Source organism: Streptomyces sp. NPDC086554 (assembly GCF_040686095.1).
Classification (GTDB): Bacteria; Actinomycetota; Actinomycetes; order Streptomycetales; family Streptomycetaceae; genus Streptomyces.
Map to the genome: position 1 here is coordinate 126762 of NZ_JBFBJK010000013.1, position 16669 is coordinate 143430.

The 16669-nt window shown below is 70.0% G+C and carries 15 protein-coding genes; 2 read left to right on the forward strand and 13 right to left on the reverse strand.

Annotation, left to right across the window (positions count from 1 at the left end; all coding sequences use genetic code 11):
- Positions 1 to 11 precede the first annotated feature (11 nt).
- Positions 12 to 1391: a 6-phospho-beta-glucosidase gene (locus AB0O76_RS22770; protein WP_365494138.1), complete on the reverse strand. Its 1380-nt coding sequence runs from the start codon at positions 1389 to 1391 to the stop codon at positions 12 to 14.
- A gap of 140 nt (positions 1392 to 1531) precedes the next feature.
- Between AB0O76_RS22770 and AB0O76_RS22775 the strand changes: the two genes are divergently transcribed.
- Entirely contained in the window at positions 1532 to 2461 is a 930-nt protein-coding gene (locus tag AB0O76_RS22775; protein ID WP_365494141.1) for a hypothetical protein, read from the forward strand.
- Between the two features lie 15 nt (positions 2462 to 2476).
- On the opposite strand, the gene AB0O76_RS22780 is transcribed toward AB0O76_RS22775, so the two are convergent.
- Entirely contained in the window at positions 2477 to 2866 is a 390-nt protein-coding gene (locus AB0O76_RS22780) for a VOC family protein (protein ID WP_365494450.1), read from the reverse strand.
- Between the two features lie 134 nt (positions 2867 to 3000).
- Here AB0O76_RS22780 and AB0O76_RS22785 point away from each other — a divergent pair, with 134 nt between their 5' ends.
- Entirely contained in the window at positions 3001 to 3885 is an 885-nt protein-coding gene (locus AB0O76_RS22785; protein WP_365494144.1) for a LysR family transcriptional regulator, read from the forward strand.
- A gap of 6 nt (positions 3886 to 3891) precedes the next feature.
- Here the strand turns inward: AB0O76_RS22785 and AB0O76_RS22790 are convergent, their stop codons facing one another.
- The 11 genes from AB0O76_RS22790 to AB0O76_RS22840 form a co-directional block, all read right to left on the reverse strand.
- On the reverse strand, positions 3892 to 4386 hold the full coding sequence (locus AB0O76_RS22790) for a thioesterase family protein (protein WP_365494147.1): 495 nt from the start codon (positions 4384 to 4386) through the stop codon (positions 3892 to 3894).
- Positions 4383 to 5351: a 3-hydroxyacyl-CoA dehydrogenase NAD-binding domain-containing protein gene (locus AB0O76_RS22795; protein WP_365494150.1), complete on the reverse strand. Its 969-nt coding sequence runs from the start codon at positions 5349 to 5351 to the stop codon at positions 4383 to 4385. Before AB0O76_RS22795 ends, AB0O76_RS22790 begins: the two co-directional genes overlap by 4 nt.
- A gap of 56 nt (positions 5352 to 5407) precedes the next feature.
- Entirely contained in the window at positions 5408 to 6301 is an 894-nt protein-coding gene (locus AB0O76_RS22800; protein WP_365494153.1) for a 3-keto-5-aminohexanoate cleavage protein, read from the reverse strand.
- Positions 6302 to 6413: 112 nt separating this feature from the next.
- The gene (locus tag AB0O76_RS22805; RefSeq protein ID WP_365494156.1) at positions 6414 to 7262 is read right to left on the reverse strand and encodes a TetR/AcrR family transcriptional regulator; all 849 of its coding nucleotides are present in this window, start codon (positions 7260 to 7262) and stop codon (positions 6414 to 6416) included.
- A 296-nt stretch (positions 7263 to 7558) separates the two neighbouring features.
- Complete coding sequence (locus AB0O76_RS22810) at positions 7559 to 9505, reverse strand: beta-N-acetylglucosaminidase domain-containing protein (protein WP_365494159.1); 1947 nt, start codon at positions 9503 to 9505, stop codon at positions 7559 to 7561.
- Positions 9506 to 9661: 156 nt separating this feature from the next.
- A complete protein-coding gene (locus AB0O76_RS22815; RefSeq protein ID WP_365494162.1) occupies positions 9662 to 10921 on the reverse strand; it encodes an alpha-L-fucosidase in 1260 nt (419 codons plus the stop codon).
- Positions 10921 to 11946 (reverse strand): ABC transporter ATP-binding protein, encoded by a 1026-nt coding sequence (locus AB0O76_RS22820; RefSeq protein ID WP_365494165.1) that lies wholly within the window; start codon positions 11944 to 11946, stop codon positions 10921 to 10923. Before AB0O76_RS22820 ends, AB0O76_RS22815 begins: the two co-directional genes overlap by 1 nt.
- Entirely contained in the window at positions 11933 to 12967 is a 1035-nt protein-coding gene (locus tag AB0O76_RS22825) for an ABC transporter ATP-binding protein (RefSeq protein ID WP_365494168.1), read from the reverse strand. Before AB0O76_RS22825 ends, AB0O76_RS22820 begins: the two co-directional genes overlap by 14 nt.
- Positions 12964 to 13893: an ABC transporter permease gene (locus AB0O76_RS22830; RefSeq protein WP_365494172.1), complete on the reverse strand. Its 930-nt coding sequence runs from the start codon at positions 13891 to 13893 to the stop codon at positions 12964 to 12966. Before AB0O76_RS22830 ends, AB0O76_RS22825 begins: the two co-directional genes overlap by 4 nt.
- Positions 13890 to 14966: an ABC transporter permease gene (locus AB0O76_RS22835; RefSeq protein ID WP_365494175.1), complete on the reverse strand. Its 1077-nt coding sequence runs from the start codon at positions 14964 to 14966 to the stop codon at positions 13890 to 13892. Before AB0O76_RS22835 ends, AB0O76_RS22830 begins: the two co-directional genes overlap by 4 nt.
- A gap of 4 nt (positions 14967 to 14970) precedes the next feature.
- Positions 14971 to 16611: an ABC transporter substrate-binding protein gene (locus tag AB0O76_RS22840; protein ID WP_365494178.1), complete on the reverse strand. Its 1641-nt coding sequence runs from the start codon at positions 16609 to 16611 to the stop codon at positions 14971 to 14973.
- Between the last annotated feature and the right edge of the window lie 58 nt (positions 16612 to 16669).

The window sequence follows — 16669 nt, forward strand, 5'->3', positions numbered from 1 at the left end:
CGGGAGATCCGCTACTCCCGGTGCAGGTACGCCAACCCCGGATGAACCCCCCGATACCCCTCCAGCAACCGCCGTGCCACCGCCACCGAATCCACCAGCGGATGCAGCGCGAACGCCTTCACCGCGGTGGCGCGCGACCCGCTGGATGCCGCCGCCAGGATCTCCCGCTCGACCGCCTTGACCGCGCACACAAGACCCGTCGCGTGCAAGGGCAGCGGATCCACCGTCATGGGGTGGGCGCCGTTCGCGTCCACGGAGCACGGCACCTCGATCACCGCGTCACCGTCCAGCGCCGAAAGCGTCGTGCGATTGCGGACGTTGAGGATCAACGTCGCCCGCTCGTCACGCGCGATGGCCCGCATCAGAGCGAGAGCGACCTGCTCGTACCCCCCGGACTCAAGGTCTTCCTCCGCCCGCTCCCCCACCCCCGCGGCCTCCCGGTTCTCCGCCATGTACGTGGCCTCACGCTCAGCCCGCGTCGCGTCCCAGGCCTTCCAGGCGGAGGACGAGGAGGACGAGGAGGAGGACGAGGCCGAGGAAGCCTCCATCCCCAACTCCTCGTAGAACCGCGCCTGTTGATCCCGTAGAAACGCTCCCCGCGTCTGCTCGGCCTCCTGGTACGCCCGCACCGCCTCGCGGTTGAAGTAGTAATAGTGCAAGTACTCGTTCGGCACGGCGCCCAGCGATCGCAGCCACTCCGCCCCGAAGAGCCGCCCTTCCTCGAACGAGCCGAGCAGCGCGTCATCTCCGAGCAGCCGCGGCAACTCGTCCCGCCCGTCGATCCGCAGGCCGCGGAGCCAGCCGAGGTGGTTGAGCCCTACGTAGTCGATGAATGCCGAGTCCGGATCACCGCCCAGGATGCGCGCCACCCGCCGCCCCAGGCCCACCGGTGAGTCGCAGATGCCGATGACGCGATCGCCCAGCTCCCTGGACATCGCCTCCGTGACGAGCCCCGCCGGGTTGGTGAAGTTGATCACCCAGGCGTCGGGGGCGAGTTCACGCACCCGGCGGGCGATGCCGACGGCGACCGGCACCGTGCGGAGTCCGTACGCGATGCCGCCCGCACCCACCGTCTCCTGCCCCAGAACGCCCTCGGCCAGCGCGACCCGCTCGTCGGCCGCGCGCCCTTCGAGGCCCCCGACACGGATCGCGGAGAACACGAAGTCCGCGCCGCGCAAGGCCTCGTCGAGATCGGTCGTGGCCGTGACGGCGGGCGCGTCCGGCACCCCCACGGCCTGCTCGGCGAGGACGCGGGCGACCGCCCCGAGCCGCGCCGCGTCCAGGTCGTGCAGCACGACTTCGGTGACCCGGCCATCGGCGTGATCGCCGAGCAGCGCCCCGTACACGAGCGGGACGCGGAATCCGCCGCCACCGAGAATGACCAGCCTCACGTCTCAACCACCTTCTGTCGGAACACCTGACGACCACCTCACGCACATCTGTCGACGTGTCAGAACCCACCGGTCGACGGAGGTCACGTTACGTACGATTGCCCGGCAGCGATCGACCCCCCACGGAGGCAGCGCACCCGATGACACGTTTGAAGGCAACCGAAGCACCCACCACACGCACCACGCCCACCGCAGGCACCGCACGCACGACATCCGCGGCCGCCCTGCTCACCGCGCTCACCCTGACGACGGCGATAGCCACCGGCGGCACCGCATCCGCCGACACCACCCCCCGCTCCCCCGGCGGCTGGCAGGAGTCCGGCAGTTCGTCCGTCAACTCCCTCACCGGCAGCCAGGGCCTGGCAAGCCGTGCCGACGGCAGCCTGCTCTACCGGGGCCTCGGCTCGATCCCGCTCGATCTGCGGACCAAGGGCTGGAGCCACATCGGTGACCCGGACATCGCCGACGGCCATACCGTCGACGCCTACCAGGGCGGCGACGACGCGAAGTCGAAGATGTTCGCCGTCACGACGCCCGACGGCAAGCGCTACCTCTACGAGCACCAGCTCGACGCCGGCGAGAAGCTGAACAACTCCTTCGCCTCCGTCTCCCCGGACAACCAGTGGCTGGTGTCCGGCGAATGGGGCGACCAGCCCCGGCTCCAGGTGTTCCCCGCCCCGCTCCTCAACTCCTCGACCCCGCCCACCGGCGGAGCACTCCCCCAGGCCGGGCAGATCACGCTCGACAAGCCGGTGCGCGACATCCAGGGCTGCGACTTCGTCTCCGACACCCGTCTCGTCTGCGCGTCCAACGACGCGTCGAAGGAGCTGTGGCCCGAGGACCGCCCGATCCTCCAGGTGGACCTGGCGCACGCGCTCGACGGGAAGCCCGTCACGGGCAAGGTGACCAGTCTGTTCGCCGCGCCGCAACGGAGCCTGTGCCGCGGCACGTTCGAGACGGAAGGTGTGGACTACGACTCCGCGCGCCGCACTCTGCGCGTCGAAGTGGTGCCGCCGGTGCCCTGCTTGGTGGCGACCTCCGTGTACGCGTACCGGCCGACCACGGGGTGACGGCAGGGGGTCGGTTCAGGCCTCCTTCGGGTACCAGCGCAGCTCCACGGTGTTGCCGTCCGGGTCCTGCACGTACAGGGAGATCGCGGTGCCCCGGGCGCCGAAGCGCTTGCCGGGACCGTCCACCACCGTGAACACGCCGGAATCGATGACCTCTTGCCAGTCGAGCGGTTCGACCACCAGGCAGATGTGGTCGACGTTGCTGCCCACCGGCTCTCCGGCGGGCGCCGTGACGAGGTCGATGATGGTGGTGGGGCTCACCCGCACCGAAGGGAAGGGGACCTTGTCGGCCCGCCATTCGTCCACCCGTACCGGTTCAAGTCCCAGCGGGCCGGTGTAGAAGGCGAGTGAACGCTCGATGTCGGCGACGTTCAGGACGAGGTGGTCGAAGGCGATCACGCGCATGGGGTGTCTCCGCGGGGTCGGGGCGCCGGGGGCGCCGAAGCCGTTGATCTCGGTGACTTCAGCATCGCCCGCCCTGAACCCATCGGTCCAACACATGCTTGTCATCTGATCCATCGTGTTTCACGATGGATCAGATGGAGCTCCAGCAGATGCGCTACGTCCTCGCGGTGGCGGAGACCGCGAACTTCACCCGTGCCGCCGAGCGGTGCCATGTCGTCCAGTCCGCGCTGAGCCATCAAGTGTCCCGGCTGGAGAAGGAATTGGGTGCCCGGCTGTTCGAGCGGACCAGCCGCAGGGTCCGGCTGACCGCCGCGGGTGAGGCGTTCCTGCCGGCCGCCCGCCAGGCGCTTGAAGCGGCCGAGCGGGCTCGGGCGGAGGTGGCGGCGGCCACCGGCGAGATACGGGGCACGCTGGTCATCGGCTCGATCCCCACTGTGACGGCCGTCGATCTCGCGGCGGTGCTGCGGGACTACCGCCTGCGCTACCCCCAGGTGCGGATCAGCCTGCGGACCGGCGCCAGCGAGCGGCTCGTCGAGCAGGTACGCGACGGCGGCCTCGACGCGGCGTTCCTCGGCGTGCAGCCCGGGTTCCGGTCACAGGGCGTCCACGACCTGGAACTCGCCCATGGGCAGCACGTCGCCGTGGTCGCCCCTGACCACCCGCTGGCCGCGGAGCACGAGGTGGACCTCGGCCGCATCGTCGATGAGGTGTTCGTGGACTTCGCCGCGGGCAGCGCCGCCCGTGCCCAGTCGGACGAGGCGTTCGCGGCGGCCGGGCTGCGCCGCGAGGTCGCCTTCGAGGTGTCCGGCGTCGAACTGATGGCCAGGATGGTCCGCCACGGCCTCGGCATCGCCCTGCTGCCCGCGGCGTTCGCCGCCGAACTGCCGGGCGTGCGCGGTGTCCCGGTCACCAACGGTCCGGTGCGGGTGGAGCACCTCGTCTGGAGCCGGTTCACCCCGTCTCCCGCGGCCGCCGCCTTCCTCGCCCTGCTGGGCGTCGGCGCACCGCCGCCCGCGTGACCGCCTTCAGCCGCCCACCGTGGCGATGGAGCGGCCGGCCCATTCCGGGGCCGGTTCCGCGAGGCCGGTGAGGCGTTCGCGGATCTCGTCCGGGAAGGGCGCGGCACGGCCCGCGTTCTGGTCCACGTGGATCGCGAGCAGCTCCGTCGTCGCCACGGGGGTGGCGTCCGGGGCGGGTTCGGCATCCGCGTTCTCGACGACGTACATCTCGTGCGTGAAGCGCACCTTCTTCGCGTCCGCGCCCAACATGCGGGTACGGATGACGAGTTGAGAGCCCTCCGCGACGTCGTTCAGATAGCGGATGTGCGCCTCGACCGTGTAGAGGGAGCAGCCGGTGGACTCGCGGTAGCCCGCGTGCAGGCCCGTCTCGATCATCATGGCGTCGGTGGCGTACCCGAAGACGAGGACGTAGAAGGCCTCGCTCATGTGGCCGTTGTAGTCGATCCACTCCGGCCGGACGGTGCGGCGCAGAAGCGGCAACTGGGCGGTGCTGTCGGTCACTTGGCTTCCTTTCGCTGCTGGGGCAGGCGGCCCGTCGCCCGCAGTACGTCGATGACTCCCTGGTCGCGCTCGGCGACGAGGTCGGCGATGGTCCGGCCGTCCGCCGCGTCGTCGCATCCCGCGACCACGGCGTCGTACAGCTTCTTGTCGAGCTCGGGCGCTTCGAGGCGCGTCCACGGAGACTTCAGGGACGGGCCGAAGTGGTCGAGCATGTGGGCCATGCCGCCCTCGCCGCCCGCGAGCGCGAAGGTGAGCATCGGGCCCATGAACGCCCAGCGCAGGCCCGGGCCTTCGGTGATCGAGTCGTCGATCTCCTGGACCGTTGCCTCGCCGTTGGCGACCATGTGGAGGGCCTCGCGCCACAGGGCTTCCTGGAGGCGGTTGGCGATGAAGCCGGGGACTTCGTCCTTCATGGTGATGACGGACTTGCCCGCGATCTCGTAGAAGCGGGACGCCCAGGTCACGGCCTCGGCGTCGGTGCGCTCCCCGCCGACGACCTCGACGAGCGGGATCAGGTACGGCGGGTTGAAGGGGTGTCCGACGACGAGGCGTCCGGGGGTGGCCGCCTCCGTCTGCATGTCGGTCATCGGGTAGCCGGAGGTGGAGGAGGCGATGACGACTCCGGCGGGCGCGGCGGCGTCCAGCTTGGCGAGCAGATCCCGCTTGAGCTCCAGCTTCTCGGGGGCGCTCTCCTGCACGAACTGGGCGTCGGCGACGGCCTCTTCGAGGGTGGCGGTAACGGTGAGCCGGTCCTGCGAGGCGCCTTCGGCGAGACCGAGCTGGGTGAGCGCGGGCCAGGCGGCGTCGACGAGGCGGCGCAGCTTCTGCTCGGCGTCGGGCGCGGGGTCCCAGGCGGTGACGTCATAGCCACGGGCCAGGAAGTGCGCGACCCAGCCGCCGCCGATGACACCGGCGCCTACGCAGGCGACGCGGCGTACTTCTTCGGGGGTGGTCGTGGTGGTCATGAGGGGGGTCCTTTCTTGCTGCGCGGGGTGCGGGGAAGTGCCCCGAAGGGGAACGCCTAACGGGACTTGAGGCCCAGCTTCTGGCGCGCCTCGTCCGGCGTGGCGACACGCGAACCGAGGTTCTCGGTGATCTGCACGGCACGCTCGACGAGCTGCGCGTTCGTCACCTTGTTGCCCTTGCCGAGGTAGAGGTTGTCCTCCAGGCCGACGCGGACCTGGCCGCCGAGCAGGATCGACTGCGCGACCCACGGCATCTGCATCCGGCCGAGCGCGAAGCTGGCCCACTGGGCGCCTTCGGGGAGCATGTTGACCATGGACTGGAGGACACCCGTGTCGGCGGGGGCGCCCCACGGGATGCCCATGCAGAGCTGGAAGACGGTGGGGTTGTCGAGCAGGCCCTCGGCCAGGAGCTGCTTGGCGAACCACAGCTGGCCGGTGTCGAAGATCTCCAACTCGGGTCGCACGCCCAGCTCTTGGATGCGCTTGGCACCCTGACGGAGCATGTCGGGCGTGGAGATGTAGAGGTTGTCGCCGAAGTTGAGGGAGCCGCAGTCCAGGGTGCAGATGTCGGGGAGCAGGTCCTCGACGTGCGGGAGGCGGTCGATGCCGCCGACGAGGTCGGTGCCGGGCAGCTCACCGAGCTCCTTCAGCGGCTGGACCGGGTCGATGACCAGGTCGCCGCCCATGCCCGCCGTCAGATTGATGACGACGTCGGTGCCGGTCTCCTTGATGCGCTCGACGACCTCGCGGTACAGGCGGGGGTCGCGCGACGGGTCGCCGGTCTCGGGGTCGCGGACGTGGATGTGCACGACGGCGGCGCCCGCGTCGGCGGCCTCGACCGCCGACTTGGCTATCTGCTCGGGCGTGACGGGTACGTGCGGGCTCTTGCGGACGGTGTCGCCGGCGCCGGTGAGGGCGGCGGTGATGATGACGTCTTGGTTCACGGGCATGGTGAACTCTCCCTGGAGTAGGGGACTTTGGGGGGTCTGGGTTTGTGTCTGGGTTTGTGTTGGCGTTGGTGCCGGTGTTCATTGATGCGTACGTTCGTGAAGTGGCGCGCGGTCAGTTCCGCGGGCGGGGCGCGGTCAGCGTCGACTCGACGTACACGAGAAGCGCCTCGTGCATGTCGTCGGCGGACGTGCCGTCGTCGCCGGGAGTCGAGGCGAGCACCTGCGTCGCAAGGCCGTCGATCAGGGCGGTGAGTCTGAGCGCCGCCGAGTGCGGATCGACGAGGCGGAACACGCCCTGGTCGACGCCGCGCCGGATGACGTCGGCGACGGTGGCGCGCCACTGCCGGTAATAGTCGGCGTGCAGGCGGCCGACGGCGGTCGAGCGGGCGGCCTCGGCCCACAGGTCGAGCCAGACGCTCCACTGCCAGCGCTGCTGCGCGGTGCGGGGGGTCTGCAGCTCGATCAGCTGGCGCAGTTCGTCGGCGGCGTCGGCGGCGTCCGCGACGCGTGCCGCGCGGCGGGCGGTGTCCTCGTCCATGCACCAGCGGACGGCGGCTTCGAGGAGGTCGTCGCGGCCGGGGAAGTGGTAGTGGATGGCGGCGGTGCTGGTGGCGCAGGCCTCGGCGATGTCGGCCACTCGGACGGCGTGGAAGCCGCGCTCCGCGACGAGTCGTACGGTCTCGCGGACGATCTGGAGGGGACGGCCGCCGTCCGGGACAGCGGTGCGTTCGCGCTTCGCGGGGGGCGTGGTCGTCTGGGTGCCCAGGAGCCAGCCCGCGTCCACGCCGCCGGTGTCCGCGATGCGGGCGAGTTCGGCGGCGGTGAAGCGGCGGGTGCCGCCGAGGGAGCGGGAGAGCTTGGAGGGGTCCATCACGATGCGGCGGGCGAATTCGCGCTGGGTCGTGCCGGCGTCGGCGATGACTTTGCGGACGCGGTCCGCCACCTCGGGGTCTTGCTGCATGCCGGGCACGGTACCTTCGCGTTGCGCTGACCGCAATCTCGGTGGGCCCGCAGTCGGCTGTACCCAGCAATTGCGCCTCTGACTGACGTATCAGTTACCGCACATGTCTCTCCGTACCCGGCAGGGTCCGCACCCCGGGCCCACCGCCCCTCCCATCGGCACCCGGCACCGGCGTTGTGCCCACCCGTTCCGCCGTGCGGAACGCCTGCCCACAACGGGGACAGCGGAGACAACAGGAGCCGCCGCGGAGCGGCGGGACAGGGAAGCCCTCCACCGGCCCGCGGCGGACCACAGAGCTAGACCCTCTCCTGCACCCCCTTGACGAACTCCTCCAGGAACGGATCCGCGATCTTCACCGGACCGTGCTGGTGGTGCTCCGCCGGGTCCACCTGGATCGAGGAGGCCCGCCCCGCGGCCTCCTCCATCGCGGCGAGCGACTTCGCCGCAGCGTCCGCGTCGCCCGACTGCGCGGCAGTCAACGCCGCGAGCCCGTGCCGCAGGGCGGAACCCCACAGCTCCGTCGCGTCGAGCCACTGCTTCGCGTCATGGAGGAACAGGGAATCCGGCACGCCGGCCCGCAGCACGCCCGGCACTCCCTCAATCGACTTGGCCGTGGGCCGCAGCGCACGCACCGCCCCCGCGGGATCACTCTCGTACCGCTTCCAGAAGGCGTCCAGCTTCGGCCCGAGCACGGGCGACTGCGGCTGCCAGTTCGACTCACCGAACGTCGGCGCCGCATGGTTGAGATCCACGAACGTCTGCACCGCGTCCGCGACCCGCTCATCGCCCCCGGCGAGATACAGCGCAGCCTGCCGCGCCGACCGCGCCCGCTCGTACCCCCGGTCGTTCCAGGAGAAGTCGTTCATCGTGAAGACGGCCGGCTTGCTCGCCGCCTCCTGGTTCATCGGGTTGGAGACAATGCCGCTCAGGTGGCCGGACAGGCCCGCCTCCCGCTTGTCGTAGGGGGCGAGGAGCAGCCGGCCCGCCGTGCGCGCGAAGTCGTTGACGGGGTAGTTGTCCCAGACGAACACCTTCCGCCCGAACAGCTCGGCCGCCTTCTCCGCCTGCGCGTTGGTGATCTCCGGCGGGACCACGTCGGTCCCCGTCCACATCACCTCCACCGCGCCGTCGAGCTCGGCCCGCATCGTCTGCTTGTACGCGGTGTCCGTCAGGTCGCCGTACTCGGTGGGCACCATCTGCAGCGGATTGGCGCCCTCCTTCTGGGCGATGAAGTCCCGCTGGATGGTGTTGAGGAGACCTACCTGAGCCTTCGCCGCCGGGCCACGGCCCGGTTCGCCGAACTTCGTCCTGTCACCCTCGCAGTTCCACTTGGTGTAGCTGATGTCGTCCAGCGGAACGGAGAAGGACCGCACGCCGAGGTCGTACAGCGCTTGGAGCTTCGCGGTCAGCGCCTTGACGTCCGCCGGGTCCGAGTAGCAGATGGACCCGCCGGGCGAGACCGCGAAGGTGAAGCGGACATGGTTGGCGGTCGCGCGGTCGACGAGCTTGCCCAGCTCCGCGAGCTTGTCCGCCGGGTAGGGCTCGCGCCACTTCTCGCGGTGGTAGGGGTCGTCCTTGGGCGCGTACACATAGGTGTTGGCCTTGGTGTCGCCCAGGAAGTCCATCTGGTCGAGGCGTTCGGCCTCGGTCCAGGGCGGACCGTAGAACCCTTCGATGCTGCCGCGCAGCGGCATGGACGGGAAGTCGGAGATCTCGGCCCCGGCGATCCGTCCCCTCGATATGAGCTGACCGAGCGTCTGCGCCGCGTAGAACTGCCCGGTCGCGTCCGTGCCGCCGAGCGCGACGGTGCGGTTCGCGGCCCGCAGCGCGTAACCCTCGTCCTGCTCCGGCACCTTGGTCTCGCCGAGAGCCTTCGCGATGTCGGGGCGGGTCGCGGGGCCGAGCAGCAGGGTCAGCGGGGCACTGCCCGACGCCTTCGTCCGTACGTCGATGTCGCCGACCCCATGGGCGCGCAGGATCTCCGTGACGCGGCCCTGGGCGGCCTTGTCCGTGCCGTCGCCGACGACGAGTTCGGCACGCCCTGCGAGCGGCACGTCGTCGCCCGCGCGGGCCATGTGCTGCGGGGTCGGGGACACGACGGGGAGCCGGCCGGTCACGGCTTCCTCCTCAGCGACTTGGGTGGACGGCGGCGCGGCGGCCGCCGCCGGGGCGAGGGGAACGGCGAGGACGGCGAGCGCGAGAAGCGCCGTCCGCGGTCTGAGAGAGCGTGTGGTGCGGGGCATAAGGCCTCCGAACTTCGGGATGGGGGGTGCGGGTGGGGTGAGGAGGGGCGCGCCGGGCGCGGCGCCCGTAGGGGCGCGGGGAACTGCGCGACCAGCCCCCACCGGCCCGCAGTGAATGAACCGCATAACCAGCGGAGCGCTCGAGCGCTCGAGCGCTCAGTCGCGCGTATGCGCTCGGTACAGGTCCAGTTCGCCGTCGAGTTCGAGGGCGAGCACGGTGCAGAGGGGATCGAGCTGGTCGTCGCTCACATGGACGTACTCCCAGCCGGGTACGTCGCCGAGGCCGCCGACCCGCTCGTGGCGGGCCTCGACTCCCTTGCCGAGGACCCGTGCGGACGTCACGGCGTTGCGTACGCCGCGCAGGACGACGTACTCGTTGGGCCGGTCGAAGAGGAACAGATACAGGGTGCGGCGGTCGGCCGAGAGGGTCGAGGGGCCGTAGAAGTGGCCGTGCGGCAGGCCGCGCTCCGTGCCGTACACGGCGTCGGTGTGCCGGGACGTCCACTCCCCCAGCGCTTCGAGGCGCTCGGTCTGCTCGGGAAGGAGCGTGCCGTCCTCCTTCGGGCCGACGTCGAGGAGGAGGTTGCCGCCGCCTCCGATGGCCTCCACGAAGATGCGGACCAGCTGCCGGGGCGACTTGTGGTGGTCGTCCCGCGGCTGGTAGCCCCAGGAGTCGTTGACGGTGAGGCACAACTCCCATGGCTGGGTGGGCGGTTCGATGGGCACGCCCTGCTCGGGCGTCGCGTAGTCGCCGTGCCCGGTGAGGCGGCCGTTGACGACCGTGTGCGGAGACAGGGCGCGGATCTCCTCGGCGAGTTCCGCCATCCGCCACTGCTCGGGGCTGCGTTCCCACTCCCCGTCGAACCAGAGCAGGTCGGGCTCGAACCGTTCGAGCAGTTCCCGTACCTGTGCGCGGTGGAAGGCGAGGAAGTCCGCCCACCGCTTCTCGGACTCCTCGCCGACGGCGGGCATCGAGTAGCGGTTGCCGCGTTCGTCGGGGTCCTGGCCATCGGGGCGCACGGTGGCGTAGTCGGGGTGGGACCAGTCCAAGTGCGAGTAGTACAGGCCGACTTTGATGCCGCGGGCCCGCAGGGCGGCGACGTACGGGGAGATGAGGTCGCGGCCCGCGGGGGTGCGTTTGACGACGGACAGGTCATTGGCCGCGGTGTCCCACAGGGCGACCCCGTCGTGGTGCTTGGCGGTGAGGACGGCGTAGCGGGCGCCCGCGCGGACGAACAGGTCCGCCCAGGCCTCGGGGTCGTACGCGGAGGCGGTGAAGCCTTCGAGCTGCGCCATGTAGCGGTCGTAGGGCACCTGGTCGTGGAAGAAGGACCAGGACTCGGCGACTCCGTCCACGCTGTAGATGCCCCAGTGGAGGAAGATGCCGAGCTTGGAGTCCGTGAACCACGGCTGCATCACTGGTAGTTCTCCTCGTCGTAGCGAGTGTCGTAGCTCCAGCAGTGGGTCCACTGCCCGTCGTCGAAGTGGGTGCGCGGCGGGAAGGCGGTGGCGCACACCGGTCTGGCGATGGGGCAGCGCGGATGGAACCGGCAGCCGGCCGGCGGGTCGACCAGGCTGGGCGGCTCACCGAGGGTCTCCTCGTCGTCGAGGACCTCGGGTTCGTCGAGCAGTCCGCCCCGGTCCGGGTCGGGCGCGGACTCCAACAGGAGCCGTGTGTAGGGGTGCCGGGGGTGTTCGACGAGTGCGTCGCCGGGGCCCGATTCGACGAGCTGTCCCGCGTAGAGGACCTTGATCTCGTCGGCGAAGTAGCGGGCGCTCGCGATGTCGTGGGTGATGTAGAGGATCGCGAGACCCTCGTCGTCACGGAGTCTGCCGAGGAGGTTGAGGATGTCGAGGCGGATGGAGACGTCGAGCATCGACACCGGTTCGTCGCCGAGCAACACCTTGGGGCGGGCGGCGAGCGCCCGGGCGATGGCGACGCGTTGGCGCTGGCCGCCGGACAGCTCGTGCGGGAACTTGTCGATGAACTGGTCGGCGGGGGTGAGGTTGACCCGCTCCAGGAGGTCGATGACCGCCTTCTCCAGTTCGGCGCGGCCGCGTGCGTGGCCGTGCAGGCGCAGCGGGCGGCCGAGGATGTAGCGCAGCCGGTGCACGGGGCTCAGCGAGGAGAAGGGATCCTGGAAGACCATCTGCACCTGGCGGTAGTACGCCCGTTTGCCCTTGGCCGAGCGGGCCGCCACGACTGGGGCTCCGTCGAGGCGGATCTCGCCCTCGCTGGGCGGATAGCCGAGCGCGAGCAGCCGGGCGAGCGTCGACTTGCCGCTGCCGCTCTCGCCGACGAGGGCGGTGATGCGGCCCTGGTGCAGGGCGAGGGTGGTGGGTTCGACGGCGCGTACGACCTTGCCGTGCTGACCGGGGCCGTGCAGCGGGAAGCGCTTGGTTACCTCGCGGGCCTCAAGTACCGGTTCACCCAGGGACATTGGTGCTCCTCGGCTCGTGCTGCTGCTCCTGAAGCCCGCCGTGGAGATGGCAGGCCACCTCGCCGCCCGCCGTGGCGAGCAGCTCGGGTATGTGTTCGTCGCAGGGGTCGAACCGCTTCGGGCAGCGCGGATGGAAGGGGCAGCCCGTCGGCGGGTGCCGCAGGCCGGGCGGGGAGCCGGGGATGCCGGTGATCTCGCGGCGCGGTCCGTGCAGCGGCGGGAAGGCGCCGCGCAGTGCGGCCGTGTAGGGGTGTCGGGGGTCGGCGTAAAGCTGTCGGGCGGGTCCTGTCTCGACGACCCGGCCCGCGTACATGACGGCGATCCGGTCGGCGATCTCGATGAGCAGCGACAGGTCGTGCGTGATGAAGATGACGGAGAACCCCAACTCGCGTTTAAGGCGTGCCACTTGGCGCAGGATCTGGCGCTGCATGACCACGTCCACGGCGGTCGTCGGCTCGTCCATCACCACGAGGTCCGGTTCGCAGGCCAGCGCGAGCGCGATGGTGGCACGCTGCCGCATGCCGCCGGACAGCTCGTGGGGGTAGGCGCGCACCCGGTCGGCCGGGATGCCGACCATGCCGAGCAGCTCCCCCGCCCGCCGCCAGGCGTCGGCCTTCGACAGGCCGCGGTGCAGCCGCAGTACGTCGGCGAACTGTGCGCCGATGCGGTGCACCGGGTTGAGCGCGTTCATGGCGCTCTGGAAGACGATCGCGACGCGTTCCCAGCGCAGGGCGCGCAGTTCACGTTCGGTGAGCTTGAGGAGGTCGACCGGCGGGCCTTCGCCATGGAGGTGGACCGTGCCCGCCGTGGTGACGGCGGGCGGCCGCTCGAGCCGGGTGAGGGCCGTGACCAGCGTCGACTTGCCGCAGCCGCTTTCTCCTACGATCCCAAGGGTCTCCCCCCGGTACAGGGTGAGGTCGACGTCGCGTACGGCGTGGACGGGTTCGGCCTGGTCGAAGTAGTCGACGCGAAGGCCGCGCGCCCGCAGCAGCACGTCCGTGGTGTCGTCCGGCGTGCTCATCGTGCCTCCTCGGTGGTGCGCAGGGCGGCCGCCGCTGCCCGGCGGCGCACGGCACGGCGCGGCTTGCGGAGGCGGGGGTTGGCGATCTCGTCGATGCCGAAGTTGATGAGGCCCGCCGCGACGCCGATGACGGCGATGCACGCGCCGGGCGGGATGAACCACCACCAGGCGCCGCGCGCAAGGGCCGACGCGTTCTGCGCCCAGTAGAGCATCGAGCCCCAGCTGGTGAGGTTGATGTTGCCGAGGCCGATGAAGGAGAGCCCGGCGTCGGCGAACATCGAGAGGACCACGGCGGACAGGAAGCTCGCCGAGATCAGCGGCGCCATACTGGGGATCAGCTCGCGGGTGATGATCCACCAGCGGGACTCGCCGGTCATCTCGGCGGCGGTCACGAAGTCGCGGCGGCGCAGCGAGAGCGTCTGCGCGCGTTTGCCCCGGGCGCCCCACGGCCAGGACGTCAGGCCGATGATGAGGGCCACGGTCAGCCAGCCGCCGCGCCCCTTGACGTAACTCGCGACGATGATCAGCAGGGGCAGGCTCGGAATGACGAGGGCGATGTTCGTGCCCGCGGTGAGCAGGGCGTCCGCCGTGCCGCCCAGATAGCCGCCGGCGACGCCGACGAGCACCGACAGGGTGGTCGAGATGACGGCGGCGACCAGGCCCACCAGGAGCGAGACGCGGCTGCCGACGACGAGCTGGGCAAGGACGTCCTCGCCGGTCGCCGTCGTACCCAACACGTGGGATCCGGACGGTGGTTGCATGCCGTCGGCGGTGTGGATGGCGGTGGCGGAGAGCCCGAAGACGTCCTCCACGAGGAAGGGTCCGGCCAGCGCGAACAGTGCGAAGAACACGAGGATCGCGATCCCGGCCCGCACCTTGCGGTTCTCCGGAAGCCGTCCCTTGAAGCTCCTGAGAGTGAGGTTCATGCGCGGCCCTCCCTGGCCCGTGGGTCGATCAGGCCGTACACGGAGTCGGCGAGGAAGTTCGCCGCGAGCACCGACAGCGAGACCATCAGGAACAGCGCCTGCATCAGCGGGTAGTCGACGCTGGCAACGGACTGGTAGAGCAGATAGCCGACGCCGGGATACGCGAAGACGGCCTCCACCAGGAGCTGTCCGCCGACCACGTTGCCGATGTTGATGGCGAACCCGGCGACGCTCGGCAGGATCGCGTTGCGGGCCGCGTACCGGAACATCACCCGGCTCTTGCCGAGGCCCTTGGCGCGCGCCAGGAGGACGTAGTCCTCGGAGACCGTCGTGATCATCATGTTCCGCATGCCGATGTACCAGGTGGCCGACCAGCCGAGCGCGATGGTGAGCGCGGGCAGGGCCGCATGGCTGATGACGCTGCCGATGAACTCCGAGTTGAAGCCCGGCGTCAGGTCCCCGTCGTACGCGCCGCCCGTCGGCAGCCAGGCCAGCTGGAAGCCGAAGACGAGGACGAAGAGCAGCGCGATCCAGAAGGTGGGAAGGGCGCCCAGGAACATGGCGCCCGGTGTCGCCACCGAGTCGATCCGTGAGCCCGCGCGGCCGCCCGCCATGATGCCGCCCGCCGTGCCGATGGCGAAGGACAGGACGGCGGTGATGCCGACGAGACCGATCGTCCACGGCAGGCCCGCGCTGATGACGTCCCACACCGGTGTCGGGAAGAACGCCACCGAGAGCCCGAAGTCGAGGTGCGCGACCTGCCCGAGGTAGGTGACGTACTGGCTCCACAGCGGTTCGCCCGGATCGCCGAACAGCCGGTAGATGCTGGCGATCTGTTCGCCGGAGAGGGCCGAGCGGCCCTGCATCTGCGCGATGAGCGCGGACGCCGGGTCGCCCGGCATCAGCCTGGGCAGCAGGAAGTTGAGCGTGATGGCGATCCAGGCGGCCGCCAGGTAGAAGCCGAGGCGCTGCACGAAGTAGCGGGCCGCGCCGAGCCGGAACCGGCGCGCGGGCCGCTCCTTCGGGCTCTCCCCTGCCGCGACGAGAGGCACCGTTCCGGAGGAGGCCGTCATCCGCCTAACTCGCCTTCGCAGGGCGGAGGGACAGGATCGTCTGCACCATGTCGGTGGGGCCCGCCCAGGGCGTGGGGATGGCGTAGGGGTTCTTCTCGTCGGGCCAGCCGGTCCAGTTCTTGCTGTTGTACTGGGCTGATGCGCCGTTGGTGATGAGCGGGGCGGCGGGCACCTCGTCGATCATCAGCTTCTCCAGCTTCGCGGAGAGCTTCTTGATAGTCGCGTCGTCGCCCGCGCGCTCCATCTCCTTGAGGATGCCGTCGGCCTTCGCGCTCTTGTAGTGGCCGTAGTTGGTCCAGATGCCGACGTTGTCGCTGTGCAGCATGTCCCGGTAGAAGTTGTACGGCGTGTTGTAGAAGACGGCGCCGCCGACCAGGACGTCGAACTTGGCCTGCTGGCGCGCCGTGTCGAGCTGGGCGCTCGGCATGGGCTGGACCTCGACCCTCACGCCAGCCTTCTTCAGCTGCTGTGCGAGGACCTTGTCCCGCTGGATGGAGTCGGCGAACTCGGTCACTTCGAGGATCGTGAAGCTGAGCTGCTTGCCGTCCTTGCCGACGAGCTTGCCGTCCTTCTTCTCGTATCCCGCCTTGGCGAACTCCTTCTCCGCCGCCGCCAGTTCGGGCTTGGGCTGATCGGCGTCCTGATACGTGCCGTCGATCCACTTGCCCTGCGTCCTGCTGTCGAGGCCGGTGAGGTTGAGCGGCTTGAGCATGCCCGGGTTGCCGAGGTCGGCGAGCTCGGAGCGGTCGACGGCGAGCGAGAGGCCCTTGCGGACGTGGACGTCCTTGAACGGCGCCTTCTTGTGGTTGAAGAACATGTACGTGCCGCCGTAGGTGGGGTACCAGGCGTGGTGGTTCTCCGGGTCCTTGTCGACGTAGCTCTTCTTCACGTCGGGGACGGCGCCGCCGCTCCACTCGACCTCGCCGCTGAGCAGCTTTCCTATCTCGGACGACGAGGAGACGACCGGCGCCTTCAGCGTCTTCACCGGCACCTTCTGCTTCCAGTAGTCGTCCCTGGCCTCGAAGGTGAGCTGCTGGGCCGCGTACCGCTTGAGCTTGTACGGGCCGCTCGCCACCGGGTCGGGGTTGGTGAAGGTCTTGCCGTCCTTGCCCTTCCAGATCTTGGCGGGGACGGGGCGGATGGAGCCGATGTTGCGCAGGCGGGCGTAGCCGGGGGTGTCGAAGGTGATGACGACGGTGTGGTCGTCGGTCGCGGTTGCCTTCTCGTACTCGAACCGCCAGTCCACCGGCAGGTCCTGCTTGGTGACGTACTCCAGGGCGAAGATGACGTCCTTGGCGGTCAGCTCGGTGCCGTCGCTCCAGTTGGCGCGCTTGTCGAGATCGATGGTGATCTTCTTGCCGCTGTCGGACCAGGCGTACTCGGTGGCCAGCCAGGGGACGAACTTACCGCCCTGGAGGTTGTTGAAGGAGAACAGCGGCTCGTACTGGAAGCCGAACGTGCCCTGGCTCGCCTTCACCGAGAACGGGCTGAAGTTGCGGGCGATGGTGTTGCCGGAGAAGCCCATGTTCACGGTCAGCGAGTCCGTGCCCTTGCCGCCGGAGGCGGTGGGGGTCGCCGAACAGCCTGCGGTGACGGCGAGCGCGAGAGCGGCCGCGCCCGTGACGCCCAGTCTGGTCCACTTCATGGCGGGTTGATACCTCCGGATCGGCAGCATTGGCAACGTTGTCTGAATGCGGGGAGAT

Excerpts from the sequence above, each read along its gene's own strand:
- AB0O76_RS22775 (WP_365494141.1), top strand. The coding sequence starts at position 1,532 with ATGACACGTTTGAAGGCAACCGAAGCACCCACCACACGCACCACGCCC.
- AB0O76_RS22780 (WP_365494450.1), bottom strand. The coding sequence starts at position 2,866 with ATGCGCGTGATCGCCTTCGACCACCTCGTCCTGAACGTCGCCGACATC.
- AB0O76_RS22785 (WP_365494144.1), top strand. The coding sequence starts at position 3,001 with ATGGAGCTCCAGCAGATGCGCTACGTCCTCGCGGTGGCGGAGACCGCG.
- AB0O76_RS22795 (WP_365494150.1), bottom strand. The coding sequence starts at position 5,351 with ATGACCACCACGACCACCCCCGAAGAAGTACGCCGCGTCGCCTGCGTA.
- AB0O76_RS22800 (WP_365494153.1), bottom strand. The coding sequence starts at position 6,301 with ATGCCCGTGAACCAAGACGTCATCATCACCGCCGCCCTCACCGGCGCC.
- AB0O76_RS22805 (WP_365494156.1), bottom strand. The coding sequence starts at position 7,262 with ATGCAGCAAGACCCCGAGGTGGCGGACCGCGTCCGCAAAGTCATCGCC.
- AB0O76_RS22810 (WP_365494159.1), bottom strand. The coding sequence starts at position 9,505 with ATGCCCCGCACCACACGCTCTCTCAGACCGCGGACGGCGCTTCTCGCG.
- AB0O76_RS22815 (WP_365494162.1), bottom strand. The coding sequence starts at position 10,921 with ATGCAGCCGTGGTTCACGGACTCCAAGCTCGGCATCTTCCTCCACTGG.
- AB0O76_RS22820 (WP_365494165.1), bottom strand. The coding sequence starts at position 11,946 with ATGTCCCTGGGTGAACCGGTACTTGAGGCCCGCGAGGTAACCAAGCGC.
- AB0O76_RS22825 (WP_365494168.1), bottom strand. The coding sequence starts at position 12,967 with ATGAGCACGCCGGACGACACCACGGACGTGCTGCTGCGGGCGCGCGGC.
- AB0O76_RS22830 (WP_365494172.1), bottom strand. The coding sequence starts at position 13,893 with ATGAACCTCACTCTCAGGAGCTTCAAGGGACGGCTTCCGGAGAACCGC.
- AB0O76_RS22835 (WP_365494175.1), bottom strand. The coding sequence starts at position 14,966 with ATGACGGCCTCCTCCGGAACGGTGCCTCTCGTCGCGGCAGGGGAGAGC.
- AB0O76_RS22840 (WP_365494178.1), bottom strand. The coding sequence starts at position 16,611 with ATGAAGTGGACCAGACTGGGCGTCACGGGCGCGGCCGCTCTCGCGCTC.